Origin of the sequence: Sphingomonas sp. TX0543 (assembly GCF_048565505.1) — a bacterium.
Classification (GTDB): Bacteria; Pseudomonadota; Alphaproteobacteria; order Sphingomonadales; family Sphingomonadaceae; genus Sphingomonas.
Genome location: NZ_JBLZUS010000002.1, coordinates 406,208 through 420,471, shown reverse-complemented (window position 1 = coordinate 420,471; position 14,264 = coordinate 406,208). Strand labels below are relative to the sequence as shown.

Annotated in this window: 14 protein-coding genes; 8 read left to right on the top strand and 6 right to left on the bottom strand. The window is 67.4% G+C overall.

What is annotated here, in order from left to right; genetic code table 11:
* Positions 1-25: 25 nt before the first annotated feature.
* Both ACM61V_RS02625 and ACM61V_RS02620 read left to right on the top strand, forming a co-directional pair.
* A complete protein-coding gene (locus tag ACM61V_RS02625; RefSeq protein WP_137785527.1) occupies positions 26-442 on the top strand; it encodes a nuclear transport factor 2 family protein in 417 nt (138 codons plus the stop codon).
* A gap of 187 nt (positions 443-629) precedes the next feature.
* The gene (locus ACM61V_RS02620) at positions 630-1,274 is read left to right on the top strand and encodes a choice-of-anchor C family protein (protein ID WP_419713787.1); all 645 of its coding nucleotides are present in this window, start codon (positions 630-632) and stop codon (positions 1,272-1,274) included.
* Between the two features lie 20 nt (positions 1,275-1,294).
* Here ACM61V_RS02620 and ACM61V_RS02615 read toward each other — a convergent pair whose 3' ends face one another.
* From ACM61V_RS02615 to ACM61V_RS02595, 5 genes are all read right to left on the bottom strand, one after another.
* Complete coding sequence (locus tag ACM61V_RS02615) at positions 1,295-2,599, bottom strand: MFS transporter (protein ID WP_137785526.1); 1,305 nt, start codon at positions 2,597-2,599, stop codon at positions 1,295-1,297.
* A 45-nt stretch (positions 2,600-2,644) separates the two neighbouring features.
* Positions 2,645-3,688, bottom strand: coding sequence for a DNA replication/repair protein RecF (recF, locus tag ACM61V_RS02610; protein ID WP_137785577.1), 1,044 nt, complete (start codon positions 3,686-3,688; stop codon positions 2,645-2,647).
* Between the two features lie 146 nt (positions 3,689-3,834).
* The gene (locus ACM61V_RS02605) at positions 3,835-4,641 is read right to left on the bottom strand and encodes a Coq4 family protein (protein WP_137785525.1); all 807 of its coding nucleotides are present in this window, start codon (positions 4,639-4,641) and stop codon (positions 3,835-3,837) included.
* A 102-nt stretch (positions 4,642-4,743) separates the two neighbouring features.
* Positions 4,744-5,739 (bottom strand): aldo/keto reductase, encoded by a 996-nt coding sequence (locus tag ACM61V_RS02600; protein WP_419713786.1) that lies wholly within the window; start codon positions 5,737-5,739, stop codon positions 4,744-4,746.
* Positions 5,736-7,004, bottom strand: coding sequence for a dicarboxylate/amino acid:cation symporter (locus ACM61V_RS02595; RefSeq protein WP_137785523.1), 1,269 nt, complete (start codon positions 7,002-7,004; stop codon positions 5,736-5,738). Before ACM61V_RS02595 ends, ACM61V_RS02600 begins: the two co-directional genes overlap by 4 nt.
* An 82-nt stretch (positions 7,005-7,086) precedes the next feature.
* Between ACM61V_RS02595 and glmM the strand changes: the two genes are divergently transcribed.
* Complete coding sequence (gene glmM, locus ACM61V_RS02590; protein WP_137785522.1) at positions 7,087-8,439, top strand: phosphoglucosamine mutase; 1,353 nt, start codon at positions 7,087-7,089, stop codon at positions 8,437-8,439.
* Positions 8,440-8,564: 125 nt separating this feature from the next.
* Here glmM and ACM61V_RS02585 read toward each other — a convergent pair whose 3' ends face one another.
* Complete coding sequence (locus tag ACM61V_RS02585; protein ID WP_137785521.1) at positions 8,565-9,836, bottom strand: metal-dependent hydrolase family protein; 1,272 nt, start codon at positions 9,834-9,836, stop codon at positions 8,565-8,567.
* Positions 9,837-9,874: 38 nt separating this feature from the next.
* Here ACM61V_RS02585 and ACM61V_RS02580 point away from each other — a divergent pair, with 38 nt between their 5' ends.
* The 5 genes from ACM61V_RS02580 to folP all read left to right on the top strand — a co-directional run bounded on the left by ACM61V_RS02580 (position 9,875) and on the right by folP (position 14,256).
* Positions 9,875-10,099, top strand: coding sequence for a DUF1272 domain-containing protein (locus ACM61V_RS02580; RefSeq protein WP_137785520.1), 225 nt, complete (start codon positions 9,875-9,877; stop codon positions 10,097-10,099).
* 5 nt (positions 10,100-10,104) lie between these two features.
* A complete protein-coding gene (thiD, locus tag ACM61V_RS02575) occupies positions 10,105-11,277 on the top strand; it encodes a bifunctional hydroxymethylpyrimidine kinase/phosphomethylpyrimidine kinase (protein ID WP_137785519.1) in 1,173 nt (390 codons plus the stop codon).
* Positions 11,265-11,873: a ribonuclease HII gene (locus ACM61V_RS02570; RefSeq protein WP_137785518.1), complete on the top strand. Its 609-nt coding sequence runs from the start codon at positions 11,265-11,267 to the stop codon at positions 11,871-11,873. The genes thiD and ACM61V_RS02570 overlap by 13 nt, the downstream gene beginning before the upstream one ends.
* A 190-nt stretch (positions 11,874-12,063) precedes the next feature.
* Complete coding sequence (locus tag ACM61V_RS02565; protein ID WP_137785517.1) at positions 12,064-13,194, top strand: site-specific DNA-methyltransferase; 1,131 nt, start codon at positions 12,064-12,066, stop codon at positions 13,192-13,194.
* Between the two features lie 15 nt (positions 13,195-13,209).
* Positions 13,210-14,256: a dihydropteroate synthase gene (folP, locus tag ACM61V_RS02560; RefSeq protein WP_249341411.1), complete on the top strand. Its 1,047-nt coding sequence runs from the start codon at positions 13,210-13,212 to the stop codon at positions 14,254-14,256.
* Positions 14,257-14,264: the final 8 nt, after the last annotated feature.

Sequence of the window (14,264 nt, the reverse complement as noted above, 5' to 3'; positions counted from 1 at the left end):
ACGAAAGCGAAATGGAGGAGAGACGATGGGCGCTACCATTACGGCGATTCTGCTTGCCGCAGCCGCCCCGCTCCCGGCGGACCTGGCCGAGGCGGTACGGGCGTATGATGCGGCACAGGTGAAGGGCGATCGCATCGCGCTGGAGCGGTTGCTGGCGGACGATTACACGCTGGTGAACTCCGGCGGGGCGATCGAGACCAGGGCGGAGCTGATCCGCGATTACACCGCGCCCGGCTTCACGCTCGAGCCTTTCACCGTCGAGCAGCCGATCGAAAAGGTCTGGGCGAACGGCGCGGTGATGGGCGGAGTGGCGCTGCTGCGCGGCACGGACAGCGGAAAAAGATACGAGGCCCGCCTGCGCTTCGCCGATGTCTGGGCCAAGCGTGATGGCCGGTGGCAGGTTATCTATACCCAGGCATCACGCGTCATGGGCGCGAAATGATGCTGTTCCGGAACGATCAATGGCAATCCGCGGATGAAGCGAGCGATTTTTGCGATGGTGCGGTGCAACAATAATCTTAATGCCACGTTTACCGTGCTAGTCAGCGACTGTCAGTTCGCTGGCACATCGTCGAAAGTTCCGATGAATATGTGGCTCGGTTCGGTCGGCACAGTAAGGGGTTTCGACCATGCGTAATATTCTTCTCGCCGCCGCTGCCGGATCGGCGTTCATGCTCCCGGGTGCAGCCAGCGCGGCCGCGTTCATCAACGGCAGTTTCGAGAACGGCATAAGCCCCGGTTCGTTCACCACCGTCTCGGGTGGCGACACGACGTCGATCACGGGCTGGACGGTGACCGGCGACAGCGTCGATTATATCGGCAATTACTGGACGGCGCAGGACGGCAGCCGCAGCGTCGATCTCGATGGCAACGGGCAGGGCGGTATCGCGCAGACGTTCGATACGGTCGCGGGCACAAAGTACAGCGTCAGCTTCTGGCTTGCCGGCAATCCCGATGGCGCACCTGTATCCAAGACCGTCCAGGTAGGCGCGACTGGCAATGCCAGCACCGACTATACGTTCGATACGACTGGCCACGACAGGGCGAACCTGGGCTGGGCGCAATATACCTATAACTTTGTTGCAAGCGGCGCTTCGACAACCTTGTCGTTCGCGTCGCAGACGCCGGGCGCCTATGGCCCGGTTCTCGACAATGTCGCGATCACGGCGGCAGGTGTGCCGGAACCGGCGACCTGGGGCCTGATGATCCTCGGCTTCGCGGCGGTCGGCGGGGTGATGCGCCGCCGGGGCGCGACGCAGGCCGCCGCCGCCTGATCTGGCGGGACGACCGCTTTCTACGACGCCGTCGTCGGTTTGATACCGGCGGCGGCGTCTCCGTATCCGGCGCGCCCGCGGCCGTGGGTGGGCCGATCGGTCAGTGTCAGGAACAATAGCGCCGCACTGCCCATTGCCCCCGCCGCGACGCACAGCGCGATCGTGTAGTCGCCGGTCGAATCATGCAGGCGCCCGAACATGACGATCCCGCCGGCGGTGCCGAACAGCGCCATCGTCAGTAGTGTACCGTATGTCTCGCCATAGGCGCGCAGCCCGAAAAGCCGCGCGGTGAGATAGGGCAGGAGATCGTTCTCCGCCCCGTACATCAGCATCGCGAAGAAGACGGACGCCACCAGCGCCCCCGTTCCCGGGATCGGCATCAGCAGCGCCGCGAAGGCCATCGCCGACACACCTGCGAATGCGGCCGCCGTCCGTTGCGCCGGAAAACGATCGACAAGCAGCCCCATCGCCAGCCGCCCGACGATCTGCGCCGCGCCGAAGCTCGTGACAAGCAGCGCCGCCTCGTCGAGCCGAAGGCCGTTGTCGATACCGAACGGCACCAGTTGCGTGACCAGCCCGACGCTTGCCACATTGATGAGCGCCGCCGCCCCGCCGAGCCGCCAGAATCGTGGATCGCGGCGCGCTTCCGCTCCGCTCATGCCGCCAACCACGATTTCCGGCATATTGTTATCGGGAACGGGAACGCGCTCCGGCTGGTGGGTGGCCGCGCCGCGCAGCAGCAGCAAGACCAGCGGCAATCCGACAAACGCCGCCAGCCCTGCCAGCGCGAGAAACCCCGCGCGCCAGCCATGAGACGCGATGACCGCGGCGATCACCGGTGAAAACACAAGGGTGGTGATCGAGATTCCGGACGTCGCCACACCCAGCGCGATCCCGCGATGGCGAACGAACCGCGGGGCGATAATGCGGCCATAGACGACCGAGCTGGTGCCCGCGATGCTGAGCGCGGCGACAAAGACTAATAGCTGGTACGTCCACAGCGCGCCGTTCGTGGCCGCGATGCCGCACAGCCCGCCGGAGAGCACCAGCGTGGCCGCCACGATTACCGGGCGTGGGCCGAACCGATCCGCCTGCCGCCCGATCAGCGGAACCAGCAGCGCGCCAAACAGGCCGATACCGGCGGCAGTGGCGATATCGCCGCGTGACCAGCCGAACGCGGCAGTCAGGCTGGGTGTGAACAGGCTGGAGAGATTCTGCATCAGCCCCGGGCCGAAGCCGATGCCGATCATCGCCGCCAGCACGATGCGCCAGCCCCCGCGCCATTCGCCACGATGCGCCGCAGTCTCCAGTTGATCCCGCTCCATCACGCCAGCGTAGCGCGCAGGGCGAACGGGTAAACCCCTCGCTCGTCAGGATAGCGCGATCCGCGTCGCGTGGGACGGCACGTCGGCGAAAAGCGCCGGTTCGGTGCCGGTCATCCATACCTGCCCGCGCCCGGCGAGCCGCGCGAAGAGCGCGCCGCGGCGGCCCGGATCGAGATGCGCGGCCACCTCGTCCAGCAGCAGCACCGGGGGTGTGCCGGTGCGCCCGGTGACCAGCTCGGCATGGGCGAGGATGATGCCGAGCATCAGCGCTTTCTGCTCGCCGGTGGACGCGAGCGCGGCGGGGCGATCCTTTTCGAGATGCCGCACGGCGAGATCGACGCGATGCGGCCCGGCCAGCGTCCGTCCGGCGGCGGCGTCGCGCGCGCGCCCCGCGCGGAGTTGTTCCGACAAAGCCGCGTCATCCCCGCTCCATCCTTCGAGCGCCAGCCCGGCGCGCGGAAAATCGCCCGGTGGCTGCGCCGCGAGTTTCTCGGCCAGCGCGGCGACTGTTTCGCGCCGCACCCTGTCGATCGCCGCGCCGTGCTCCGCCATGCGACGTTCCAGCGCGCCGAGCCATTCGGCGTCCGGCCGCTCTTCCGCGAGCAGGCGATTACGGCTGCGCATCGCGGCATCGTAGCGCGTGGCGTGGGTCGCATGGCCGGGAAACAGCGCCAGCGCGAGCCGATCGAGGAACTGGCGCCGTCCAGCGGCCGGTTCGGCGAACAATCGGTCCATCGCCGGGGTCAGCCAGAGGATCGAAAGGCGCTCGGCCAAGGCGTTCGCGGTGGCTGCCGCGCCGTTGATCCGCACGACGCGGCGCTCGGGCGCACTTGTCAGCGTGCCGGTTGCGAGCTCCGTCCCGTCCGCGATCGTAGCGGCGACGCCGAATCCGCCGTCGCCGTCTGCGCGCGCCATCTCGCCCAGCGCGGCGCGGCGCAGACCCCGCCCCGGCGCGAGCAGCGACACCGCCTCCAGCACGTTGGTCTTGCCTGCGCCATTTGGCCCGGTCAGCACGATGAACCCGCGCGTGGGCACCAGCGCCAGGGCATCGTGGTTACGGAAATCGGTAAGGACGAGCCGATCGAGCATCGCAGCAGCCATAGGCGCTGTTTCAGGGGCGACACCAGCCCGCCCGCGCACACCACGCAGTGTCGATGGAGGGGCGGCGCGCCAAGGGATCACGACGCGCCGTGGCCCCCCCTCCATCCTCTCTCCCCGGGGAGAGGGAGCCGGTTTCAGGCGGCGAGCTGCTGCGGCGCGGGTGTCGCCGCCTCAGGTTGCTCGCGGCGGTTGCTGAGATAGGAGGCCATCTCCGGCCCCAGCACCCGCTGTGCCTCGAGATAGATTTCTGGTTTGCGGATACCGAGGCGTTGCCGCGCGGATTCGAGCGGCTCGTGCAGCAGCGTGAGATAATCCTCGCCGGAAATCCATTTTGCCGCGCGGCCATTGCGATAGCCTTCCCAGACGGCCTTCGCGAACAGCGTGCCCTTGGTGACGCGCATGCTCTTGAGCGCGGCGGCCGTGCCGATGAACGCCCACCCGAGGCCGCCGACCTGTGCGTAGCTGAATGCCACCAGCGCCGCTTCGCCCAGGCTCTCGTCCGCTTTATAGCCGGTCATCACGTGCCAGATGTCATGCGTGTCGCGGATCCGCCGGCCGAACCAGGCATAAGGATGCGCCAGATCCTCCATGGCCGAACCTTCGCGGCTGACCTCCGCAAGGCCATCGGCGGAATAGCCGGTGGATTCCAGGAACTCGCGATAGGCGGCGCCGACGGTTCCCGGTGCGAACTGGCTGGCGAACCCCGGCTGCGAGAAGACCTGGGCCAGCTCCACCTGGTCATAGGCGATCCGCCCGCCGTTTTCGGTGGCGATCAGGCGCGCATAGCCGTTTGCGGCATCGCTCACGTTGAGTGCGCGCATGATACGAAAAACCTGCACCGTATCGTCGCCGTTGTTGAGCAGCTTGCGGATCGCGTCGAACGCGGTGCGCCAGTCGCGGCGCCCGGTGGTGCCCGGAAACGGAGGGAGGGTAGCGGCCATCGAATCGCTCCTTACTGACACACATGTCAATAAGGGTTGTTCACATCCTTGTCAATAAGCTGCCGATGTCGAGGATGGGCTAGGCGCTATCCTGACGGCAGATCAGATCCGCGTCATCGCCATCATCCGCTCATGGTAGCGTGGCCCCGCCGTGCCGCCACGCGGCGCCACGGCCTCAAGCCGCGCCAGATCATCGCTGCCAAGCGTCAGATCCGCAGCGGCGACCGAATCCTCCAGCGTCGCGCGTCGCTTCGATCCGGGGATCGGCACGATATCGGGCCCCTGCGCCGCCAACCACGCCAGCGCGACCTGCGCCGGGCTTGCGCCGTGCGCGGCCGCGATCTCCTTCGCGACATCGACGATCTTGAGGTTCGCGGCGAAATTCTCTTCGGAATAGCGCGGATCGTTGAGGCGATAATCGCCCTCCTCCAGATCCGCGCGCGACGTGATCTGGCCGGTGAGAAAGCCGCGCCCGAGCGGGCTGTAAGGCACCAGCGCGATGCCCAGATCGCGGCAAGTGGGAAGGATATCCTCCTCGATATCGCGCTCCCACAGCGAATATTCGCTTTGCAGCGCGGCGATCGGATGGGTGGCGGCTGCGCGCCGGATCGTATTGCTGCCCGCTTCGGACAGGCCGATGTGGCGGATCTTTCCTTCCGACTTCAGATCCGCCAGCGTGCCGATGACGTCCTCGATCGGCACGTTCGGATCGACGCGGTGCTGATAATAGAGATCGATCGCCTCGATACCGAGCCGCCCCAGCGACGCCTCGCACGCCCGGCGGATGTTCGACGGCTGCGAATCGACCGCGAAATCGCCCTTCGGACCCATCAGGCCGAACTTGGTGGCGATCACCAGCCCATCGCGCCTGCCCTTGATCGCCCGGCCGAGCAGTTCCTCGTTGGTGAAAGGGCCATAGACCTCGGCCGTGTCGAAGAAGGTCACGCCCAGCTCGATCGCGCGATGGATGGTGGCGATGCTCTCCACGTCGTCGGCGTGGCCATAGTTGATCCGCCCGCCCGCCTTGCTCGCCATGGGCATGCAGCCGATGCCGATCGCCGATACCTTCAGTCCGTCACCCAATGTGCGATATTTCATGCTTCGATTCCTTCGACGAGCGTGTCCGCCTCATCCTCCGCCACGCGCTGGCCGCGCGCCAGCGTAATCGTGGTGGCAAGATCCCACATGACGTTGCCGAGCGTGCGTACAATGTCCGGCATGGTCTCCACCGCGACCAGCAGCCCGAGCGGTGCGACCGGCGCCCCAAGCGTCGCGCACACCGGCGAGATCGCACCGACGAAGCTGACTGTGCCGGGCAGGCTGACCGAGCCGAGCGAGGTCAACATCGCCACCAGCGCCCCCGCCGCGAGCGTGGTGGCGTGAAGCGGTACGCCGAACCAGGTGGCGACATAGATCGCCACCGCGAAGTTCATCGCCGGCCCGGTCGCGCGCAGGATCGCCACCGCGAGCGGCAGGGTGACGCCGGCGGTCGCCACCGGCACGCCCATCGCGCGCGAGCTTGCCAGCATCGCCGGCAGCGAGGCGAGCGAGGATTGGGTGGAGATCGCCACCGCCTGCGTCGACAGCCCGGCGCGGATATAATGGCCGAGCCCCACGCGCCCGCCGAACATCGCCAGCGGATAGGCGAACAGCGACACCACCAGCCCCACTGCCGAGACGATCAGGATGTAATGGACCAGTGCGTGGAACGCACCGCCGCCCGCCTTCGCGCCGACGACGAGCGCGAGCGCGAATACGCCGACCGGGCCGATCCACAGCACCCAGCCGATCACCACCAGCATCGCATCGCGGATTGCGGAAAAGAAGCGCGTCAGCAACTCGCGCAACCCCGCATCGATCCGCATCAGCGCGAAGGCGAAGATCAGCGCGAACACGATCATCGACAGGAAGTTGCTGTCCGCCGAGGCCTTCAGCACGTTGGCGGGGATGATCCCGGCGAGGAAGGCGCCGACGGGCGGCACCGGCGGAATGGCTTCGGCACCGGCCAGCGCGCGCCGCAGCGCGGCGGCGGATTCGATCGGCAGCGGGGCGATGTGCAGGAACAGCGGGGTGAGGAACGCGGCCGCGACGGCCGACGCGGCCATCACGACAAGGTAAAGCCCCACTGCGCGGCCGGCGAGGCGGCCGGCCTGTGCCGCCTCCGCCGTCGCCGCGACGCCGGTCACGAGCAGCGAGAAGACCAGCGGCACGATCGTCATCTGCAGGCCGTTGAGCCACGCCTGGCCGATCGGCCCGGCGACCGAGGTGACCGGATCGACCGCCTGTGGCGCATATCCCGCGATCATGATTCCGATGATGATGCCGGCGATCAGCGCCAGCAGAATTCGGGTGGATGGCGACATCATTGTCCTTTGGCTCGCCCTTTCGATCGCGCGACGCTATCAGCCACGGGCAATGCGCGAATAGGGTAGGCGGACGCAGGCGATGGCAAGAAAATATTTCGGCACCGACGGAATTCGTGGCCTCACCAATATCTCGCCGATGACAGCGGCGATGGCGATGAAGGTGGGAATGGCGGCCGGCACCTACTTCCAGCGCGGCGACCATCGTCACCGCGTGCTGATCGGCAAGGACACGCGGCTTTCCGGCTATATGCTCGAATCCGCGCTGGTTGCAGGTTTCACCAGCGTCGGCATGGACGTGGTGATGACAGGGCCGATGCCCACCCCTGCGGTTGCGATGCTGACACAATCGATGCGCGCCGATCTGGGCGTGATGATCTCCGCCAGCCACAATCCCTTCGCCGACAATGGCATCAAACTGTTCGGCCCCGACGGCTACAAGCTGTCGGACGAGGCGGAAAAGGAGATCGAGGCGCTGATCGACGGCGTGGATGGCGACGCGGTATCGCTGGCGCCAGCCGCGCAGATCGGCCGCGCGCGGCGGATCGACGATGCGCAGGGTCGGTACATCCATTTCGCCAAATCGACCTTCCCCAACGACCTGCGGCTGGACGGGATGAAGGTGGTGATCGATTGTGCCAATGGCGCCGCCTATCAGGTCGCGCCCGCCGCGCTGTGGGAGCTTGGCGCGGAGATCGTGCCGATCGGCGTGTCGCCCAACGGTCGCAACATCAACGACGGGGTGGGATCGACCGCGCCGCAGACCTTGTCCGAAACGGTGGTCGCCAGCGGCGCCGCGATCGGCATCGCGCTGGATGGCGATGCGGACCGGCTGATCGTGGTGGACGAAACCGGCGCGGTCGTGGACGGGGATCAGCTCATGGCGACGATCGCGACCAGCTACGCCCGGCGCGGGCAGCTGGCAGGCGGTGGTCTGGTCGCGACGATCATGTCGAACCTGGGACTTGAGCGCCACCTCGCCGCGCAGGGGCTGGGGCTGGTGCGAACCGGGGTCGGCGACCGCTATGTGCTGGAGGCGATGCGCGCGCGCGGCTACAATGTCGGCGGCGAGCAATCCGGCCATATCATCCTGTCTGACCATGGCACCACCGGCGACGGGCTGGTCGCCGCGCTCCAGATCCTCGCCGAGGTGCAGCGGGCGGGCGCGCCCGCGAGCGAGGTGCTCCACCGCTTCGATCCCTTGCCGCAACTGTTGAAGAACGTCCGCTTCGAACGCGGGGCAAAGCCGCTGGAGGTGGCCTCGGTAAAGGAAGCGATCGCGGCCGCCGAAGCCGAGCTGGACGGCCGTGGCCGCCTCGTCATCCGCGCCTCCGGCACCGAGCCGGTGATCCGCGTCATGGCCGAGGGTGAAGACCGCGCGCATGTCGAAGCGGTGGTGGACCGGGTGTGCGAGGCGGTGAAGGCCGTGGCATGAGCGCGCAACGAGGCAGGGCGTAAGGCGGGGCTCGAACGAAATTGTCGCATAGTCGCGCAAACCCGTCGACCGGCGGGCACGTGCTCGATCATCGATATGTGCTGAAACGGAGCGACGCCGGTCCGCTATCGGATCACTTCTCCCCCTTTCATCACGTGCGCCACCTTTTCGAGTACCCGCACGTCGCCCAGCGGATCGCCGGACACCGCCACCATATCGGCGTGATGCCCCGCTGACAGCGCGCCGACATCCGCGCTTTTCCCCAGCAGCGCCGCCGACACGACGGTCGCGGACTGGATCGCCTGCATGGGTGTCATCCCGTAGCGGACCATATAGGAGAATTGCCGGGCGTTGAGGCCGTGCGGATAGACGCCGGCGTCGGTGCCGAACGACAGCTTCACGCCCAGCTTCACCGCCTTGGCGAACGCCTGGCGCTGCGCCTCGGTCGTCTCGCGGTTCTTCCGGAGATATTCGGCGGGCCAGCCATTCTTCGTGCCCTGCGCGTCGATCCAGTCGCCGTCATAGATGTCCATGTCGAGCCATACGCCCATGTCCCGCGCCATGCGCAGCCCCTCGTCGTCGATCAGGCTGGCGTGTTCGATCGATCGCGCGCCGGCGCGGATCGCGGCCTTTACGCCCTCGGCGCCATGCGCGTGGGCGATGCAATAGCTGCCGCGCCGCTTCGCCGCGTCGCAGGCGGCCTTCATCTCCTCGGGCGTCAGTTCGAGCGCGCCGGGCGTGGAGCCTACCGCCAGCACCGCGCCGGTCGCGATCATCTTGATGAAATCCGCCCCGCGCCCGAGCAGCAGATCCGTGGCGTTGCGCGCGTCGTCGGCGGAGCGGACATAGCCGAGCCGCATCTCGTCCGGCACCGGCACATCGGGCGCAGCACCCGTCACCGCGCCGCCGCCGTTCGGAATCGTGAGATAGGCGCCCGCCACCACCATGCGCGGGCCGATCACGTCGCCCGCCTCGATCGCGTCGCGCAGCGCCACGTCTGAAAGGCCGCGGAACACGCCCACATCGCGCACCGTGGTGAACCCCGCCTCCAGCGTCTCGCGCGCCCGTCGCGCGCCTTTCAGCACGGTGGCGGCGGCGGAATGGTGGAGCGCCTCGGCCGGATCGCCGCTGTCGGCATAGCCGTCCGCGATGTGCGTATGGCAATCGATCAGCCCGGGCAGCACGGTCAGCGCGGACCAGTCGGTCACCGCCGCGCCAGGCGGGGGGGCAGTCCAGGGGCCGACCGCGGTGACGCGCCCGTCGGTGATGTCGATGCGCTGATCGGTCAGTACCCGGCCATGTTCGGTATCGATCAGACGGCCGGCGTGGACATAGCGCGTCTCCGCCTGCGCGCCGGACGCCGTCGCCAGCGCCAGCATCCACATGAACGTCCGCATGCTTGTATCCCCTCTGCTCGCCGCACTATGACCGCATCATGCTCGAGATGCGCCCCGATTGCGAACGCTGCGGCGTCGATTTGCCTGCTGACGAGGGCGGTGCCTTCATCTGCTCGTTCGAATGCACTTTCTGCGCCGATTGCGCCGACCGGCTGGACGAGCGCTGCCCCAATTGCGGCGGCGAGCTGCTCGATCGCCCCGCCCGGGTCGGCGCTGCGCTGCGCAAGCATCCCGCCGCCACGCAGCGCCACTTCAAGGGTTGAGCGCGGTGACGTCGCGCGTGCTGATCGTCGCCGGTTCGGATTCGGGGGGCGGGGCGGGAATCCAGGCGGACATCCGCACGGTGACGATGCTCGGCGGCCATCCGATGACGGCGCTGACGGCGCTCACGGCGCAGAATACGCGTGGGGTGCATGCTGTCCACGCGGTGCCGCCCGCGTTCGTCGTGCAGCAGATGGCGTGCGTGGTCGACGATATCGGGGTGGACGCGATCAAGATCGGCATGATCGGTGGCCCGGATACGGTGGAGGCCGTGGCCGACGAGCTATCGTCCGCGCGGTGCCGGGTGCCGATCGTGTTCGATCCGGTGATGGTGGCGACGAGCGGCGCGGTGCTCGCGGATGATCGCACGATCGCGGCGATGGAGCGGCTGGCGAGGCTTGCCACGGTCGTCACGCCCAATCTGCCCGAATTGGCGGCGCTGACTGGCGACGACGCCGCCGATCCCGTCGCCGCGGCGCTCGCCTATGCCCGCAGGCTGCAAACGCATGTGCTGGTCAAGGGCGGGCATGGCGAGGGCGAGGAGATTTCCGACCGGCTGATCGGGCCGGGCGGCGAGGTCGCGCGCTGGTCTGCCCCGCGCATCGACACACAGCACACCCACGGCACCGGCTGCACGCTTTCCAGCGCGATCGCCGAGGGGCTGGGGCGGGGGTTGCCGCTGCACGATGCGATTGCCCGCGCGCGGATTTTCGTGCGCATCGCGCTGCGCGAGGCGCCGGGGTTCGGCGGGGGTCATGGGCCGATGGGGCACCACAAGGTGCGTCTCGACCTGGATGTGGGCGGCGCGACACCCAATCAGATCACGCTGCCCGCAAAGGATCATGAGGCGAGCCTCGCATTCTATCGCGCGCTCGGGCTGAAGCCGATCGTCGACAGCGCGGGCCGCTATGCCCGATTCGAGAGCGCGGGTGGCGCCACCTTGTCGATCGAGGCGGCTGCCGAAATCGATGGCTGCCCGATCGTTTTCCTGGAAGTCGCGGACCTTGGCGCCGCGGTTGGCGCGGCGCGTGCGCACGGAATTACGGTCACCGACCCGATCGATCAGCCGTGGGGCTGGCGCGAGGCGCGGCTTGCCGATCCCGCCGGCAACGCGCTCTGCCTCTACACCGCTGGCGAGAATCGCCGCTTCCCGCCATGGCGCCTGCCATGCCCGGATTGAAGCATGAGCGGCTTTGCCTGCCTCCTGTTGCGGGGGTGGACGAGGCGGGGCGCGGTCCACTCGCTGGGCCAGTGGTCGCCGCCGCCGTGGTGCTGCCGGCGAAGGGGGTGCCGCGGGGAATCGACGATTCGAAGAAGCTCTCGGCCATCGCGCGGGCGGCGCTGTTCGCGCGGATCACCGACTGCGCGATCGTCGGCATCGGCGTGATCGAGCCGCAAGAGATCGATACGCTCAATATCCACTGGGCGACGATGAAGGCGATGACGCTTGCGGTGGATCAGGTGACGGCGTTGATCGGCCATGTGCCGGGCCATGTTCTCGTCGATGGCAATCGTCTGCCGCGATGGGATTATGCTTCGACGGCGCTGGTGGGCGGCGATGCGTTGTCGGTGTCGATCGCCGCCGCGTCGATCGTCGCGAAGCACACGCGCGACGCAATCATGATTCGCCATCACGAATCATATCCGCATTACGGCTGGGCCTCGAACAAGGGCTATGGCAGCGCCGCGCACTTGCGCGGATTGCGCGAGTTCGGGCCGTCGCCGCTGCATCGCCGAAGTTTTTCGCCGGTCGCGCAGGCGGTTCTGGCGCTGTGAGTCTTTCGCGTCACACCGCGACATATTGAGTCAAGCGCGCGGGGCGGGACTCAACATCTACGAGCGGGCACGAAATGTTCCGCTTCGTTAACGACTTATCAACCCGCCTCGTCAACCATGCCGTTAACCAATGATTGCTTGACGGATTCCACCTGCTTCGCGCTTCTGGCGCTTCACGAAGGGGGCACGCATGGGGGTTATCGAGAAGGTCCGGGCGAAGCGCGGGCGCGCCGACGAGGCGGCGGTCCTGCCGCTCGACCAGATCCTCATGGGGGATTGCATCGCGACGATGAAATCGCTGCCGGCCGGATCGGTGGACATGATCTTCGCCGATCCCCCCTATAACCTGCAACTCGGCGGCGAGCTTTTCCGCCCCGACGGCAGCCATGTCGATGCCGTCACCGACGATTGGGACAAGTTCGATACCTTCGCGGCCTATGACGCGTTCACCCGCGCCTGGCTGGCGGAGGCACACCGCATCCTCAAGGATGACGGCACGATCTGGGTGATCGGCAGCTACCACAATATCTTTCGCGTCGGCACGGCGGTGCAGGATCTGGGATACTGGATCCTCAACGACATCATCTGGCGCAAATCCAATCCGATGCCCAATTTCCGCGGCACGCGATTCACCAACGCGCATGAAACGCTGATCTGGGCGTCGAAGGGCGAGAAGGCGAAATATACCTTCAACTATCGCAGCATGAAGACGCTCAACGACGAGCTTCAGATGCGGTCCGACTGGGAGTTTCCGATCTGCGGCGGCGGGGAGCGGCTAAAGAAGAAGGACGGGCAGAAGGTTCACCCGACGCAGAAGCCGGAGGCGTTGCTCTATCGCCTGTTGCTCGCCTGCACGAAGCCGGGCGACGTGGTGCTCGATCCGTTCTTCGGCACCGGCACGACCGGCGCGGTGGCTAAGCGACTCGGGCGGCGCTGGATCGGGATCGAGCGCGAAGCGGCCTATTGCGCGGCGGCGATCGAGCGCATCACCGATGCGCTGCCGCTCGACGAATCGGCACTGTCGACGATGCAATCGCCCAAGCAGCAGCCCAAGGTGGCGTTCGGCGTGGTGGTGGAGAACGGCCTGCTGCCGGCGGGCAGCGTCATCACCGACGCGAAGCGCCGTTTCCGCGCCACGGTGCGCGCCGATGGCAGTTTGGCGAGCGACTGCGGGGCGATCGGATCGATCCACAAGCTCGGCGCGACATTGCAGGGCGCGCCGGCGTGCAACGGCTGGACCTTCTGGCATTATGAGGACCAAGGCGTGCTGAAGCCGATCGATGCCGTCCGGCAGACCTATCTGCTGGCGACACAGATCTGAGCCACCTTGTCCGGCCTGCATCTCCGCCCGGTCCATTTCGTCGACACGCCTGTCGGCTTGCCGGAAGGCAGCGTCGCGCGGCTCGCGGGAGGCATGCTGTGGTTCGCTGCCTATGAGGTGCGCGAAGGCGCTGCACGGCGGATCGTGCCGCTGTCGGAAATCGCGGGCCTGGGCGCGCGCGCGCACCTGCTGCACGAGCGGATCATTGCGTCTCGGCCGCCGCTGACGCTGGGCGAACGGACGCTTCGGTTCGACCAGCCGGTCGTTGCAGGCATCCTGAACGTCACGCCGGACAGTTTCTCCGACGGCGGCGCGCATGCCGACGATCCGGTCGGCGCGGCGGCTGCGGGGACCGACATGCTCGCCGCCGGTGCGGCGCTGATCGATCTTGGCGGCGAATCGACTCGTCCCGGCGCGCCGCTTGTCTGGGAAGGCGACGAGGCGAAGCGGGTTGCGCCGGTGGCCGCGCAACTGGCGGCGGCGGGCGGGCTCGTTTCGATTGATACGCGCAAGGCGCCGGTGATGGAGGCGGCGCTCGCCGCCGGCGCGCGGATCGTCAACGATGTGTCCGCCCTGCTCTGGGACGAGCGATCTTCCGACGTGGTCGCGCGGGCCGGCTGCCCGGTGATCCTGATGCACTCGCCCGATCCGAAGGCGGGGCCGCATGGCGGCGTGGGATATGCCGATGTCGTGGGCGAGGTGTTCGAGTGGCTCGACGCGCGGATCGAGGCGGCAGTGACAGCCGGGATCGATCGCGCCCGCATCATCGTCGATCCCGGCATAGGCTTCGGAAAATCGCTCGCAGACAATCTCGCGCTCATCAACAATCTTGCGCTTTTCCATGGGCTTGGATGCCCGATCATGCTCGGGGTGAGTCGCAAGCGGATGATCGGCGCGCTATCTAACGAGGCGCCGGTGGGCGAGCGCCTGGGCGGCTCGGTCGCGCTGGCGGTGAAAGGTGCGGATGCGGGTGTGCAGATTCTGCGCGTTCATGATGTGGCGGAAACGGTACAGGCGCTGCGCGTCTGGCGCGGGCTGCGGGATCGTGCGCTCGTCGGCTGACGCATCGT

What these genes read in the sequence shown, in the direction of transcription:
- ACM61V_RS02615 (WP_137785526.1), bottom strand. Translation starts at nt 2,599, where the DNA reads ATGGAGCGGGATCAACTGGAGACTGCGGCGCATCGTGGCGAATGGCGC.
- ACM61V_RS02565 (WP_137785517.1), top strand. Translation starts at nt 12,064, where the DNA reads ATGGGGGTTATCGAGAAGGTCCGGGCGAAGCGCGGGCGCGCCGACGAG.
- glmM (WP_137785522.1), top strand. Translation starts at nt 7,087, where the DNA reads ATGGCAAGAAAATATTTCGGCACCGACGGAATTCGTGGCCTCACCAAT.
- ACM61V_RS02580 (WP_137785520.1), top strand. Translation starts at nt 9,875, where the DNA reads ATGCTCGAGATGCGCCCCGATTGCGAACGCTGCGGCGTCGATTTGCCT.
- ACM61V_RS02600 (WP_419713786.1), bottom strand. Translation starts at nt 5,739, where the DNA reads ATGAAATATCGCACATTGGGTGACGGACTGAAGGTATCGGCGATCGGC.
- ACM61V_RS02605 (WP_137785525.1), bottom strand. Translation starts at nt 4,641, where the DNA reads ATGGCCGCTACCCTCCCTCCGTTTCCGGGCACCACCGGGCGCCGCGAC.
- recF (WP_137785577.1), bottom strand. Translation starts at nt 3,688, where the DNA reads ATGCTCGATCGGCTCGTCCTTACCGATTTCCGTAACCACGATGCCCTG.
- ACM61V_RS02620 (WP_419713787.1), top strand. Translation starts at nt 630, where the DNA reads ATGCGTAATATTCTTCTCGCCGCCGCTGCCGGATCGGCGTTCATGCTC.
- ACM61V_RS02585 (WP_137785521.1), bottom strand. Translation starts at nt 9,836, where the DNA reads ATGCGGACGTTCATGTGGATGCTGGCGCTGGCGACGGCGTCCGGCGCG.
- ACM61V_RS02625 (WP_137785527.1), top strand. Translation starts at nt 26, where the DNA reads ATGGGCGCTACCATTACGGCGATTCTGCTTGCCGCAGCCGCCCCGCTC.
- ACM61V_RS02570 (WP_137785518.1), top strand. Translation starts at nt 11,265, where the DNA reads ATGCCCGGATTGAAGCATGAGCGGCTTTGCCTGCCTCCTGTTGCGGGG.
- ACM61V_RS02595 (WP_137785523.1), bottom strand. Translation starts at nt 7,004, where the DNA reads ATGTCGCCATCCACCCGAATTCTGCTGGCGCTGATCGCCGGCATCATC.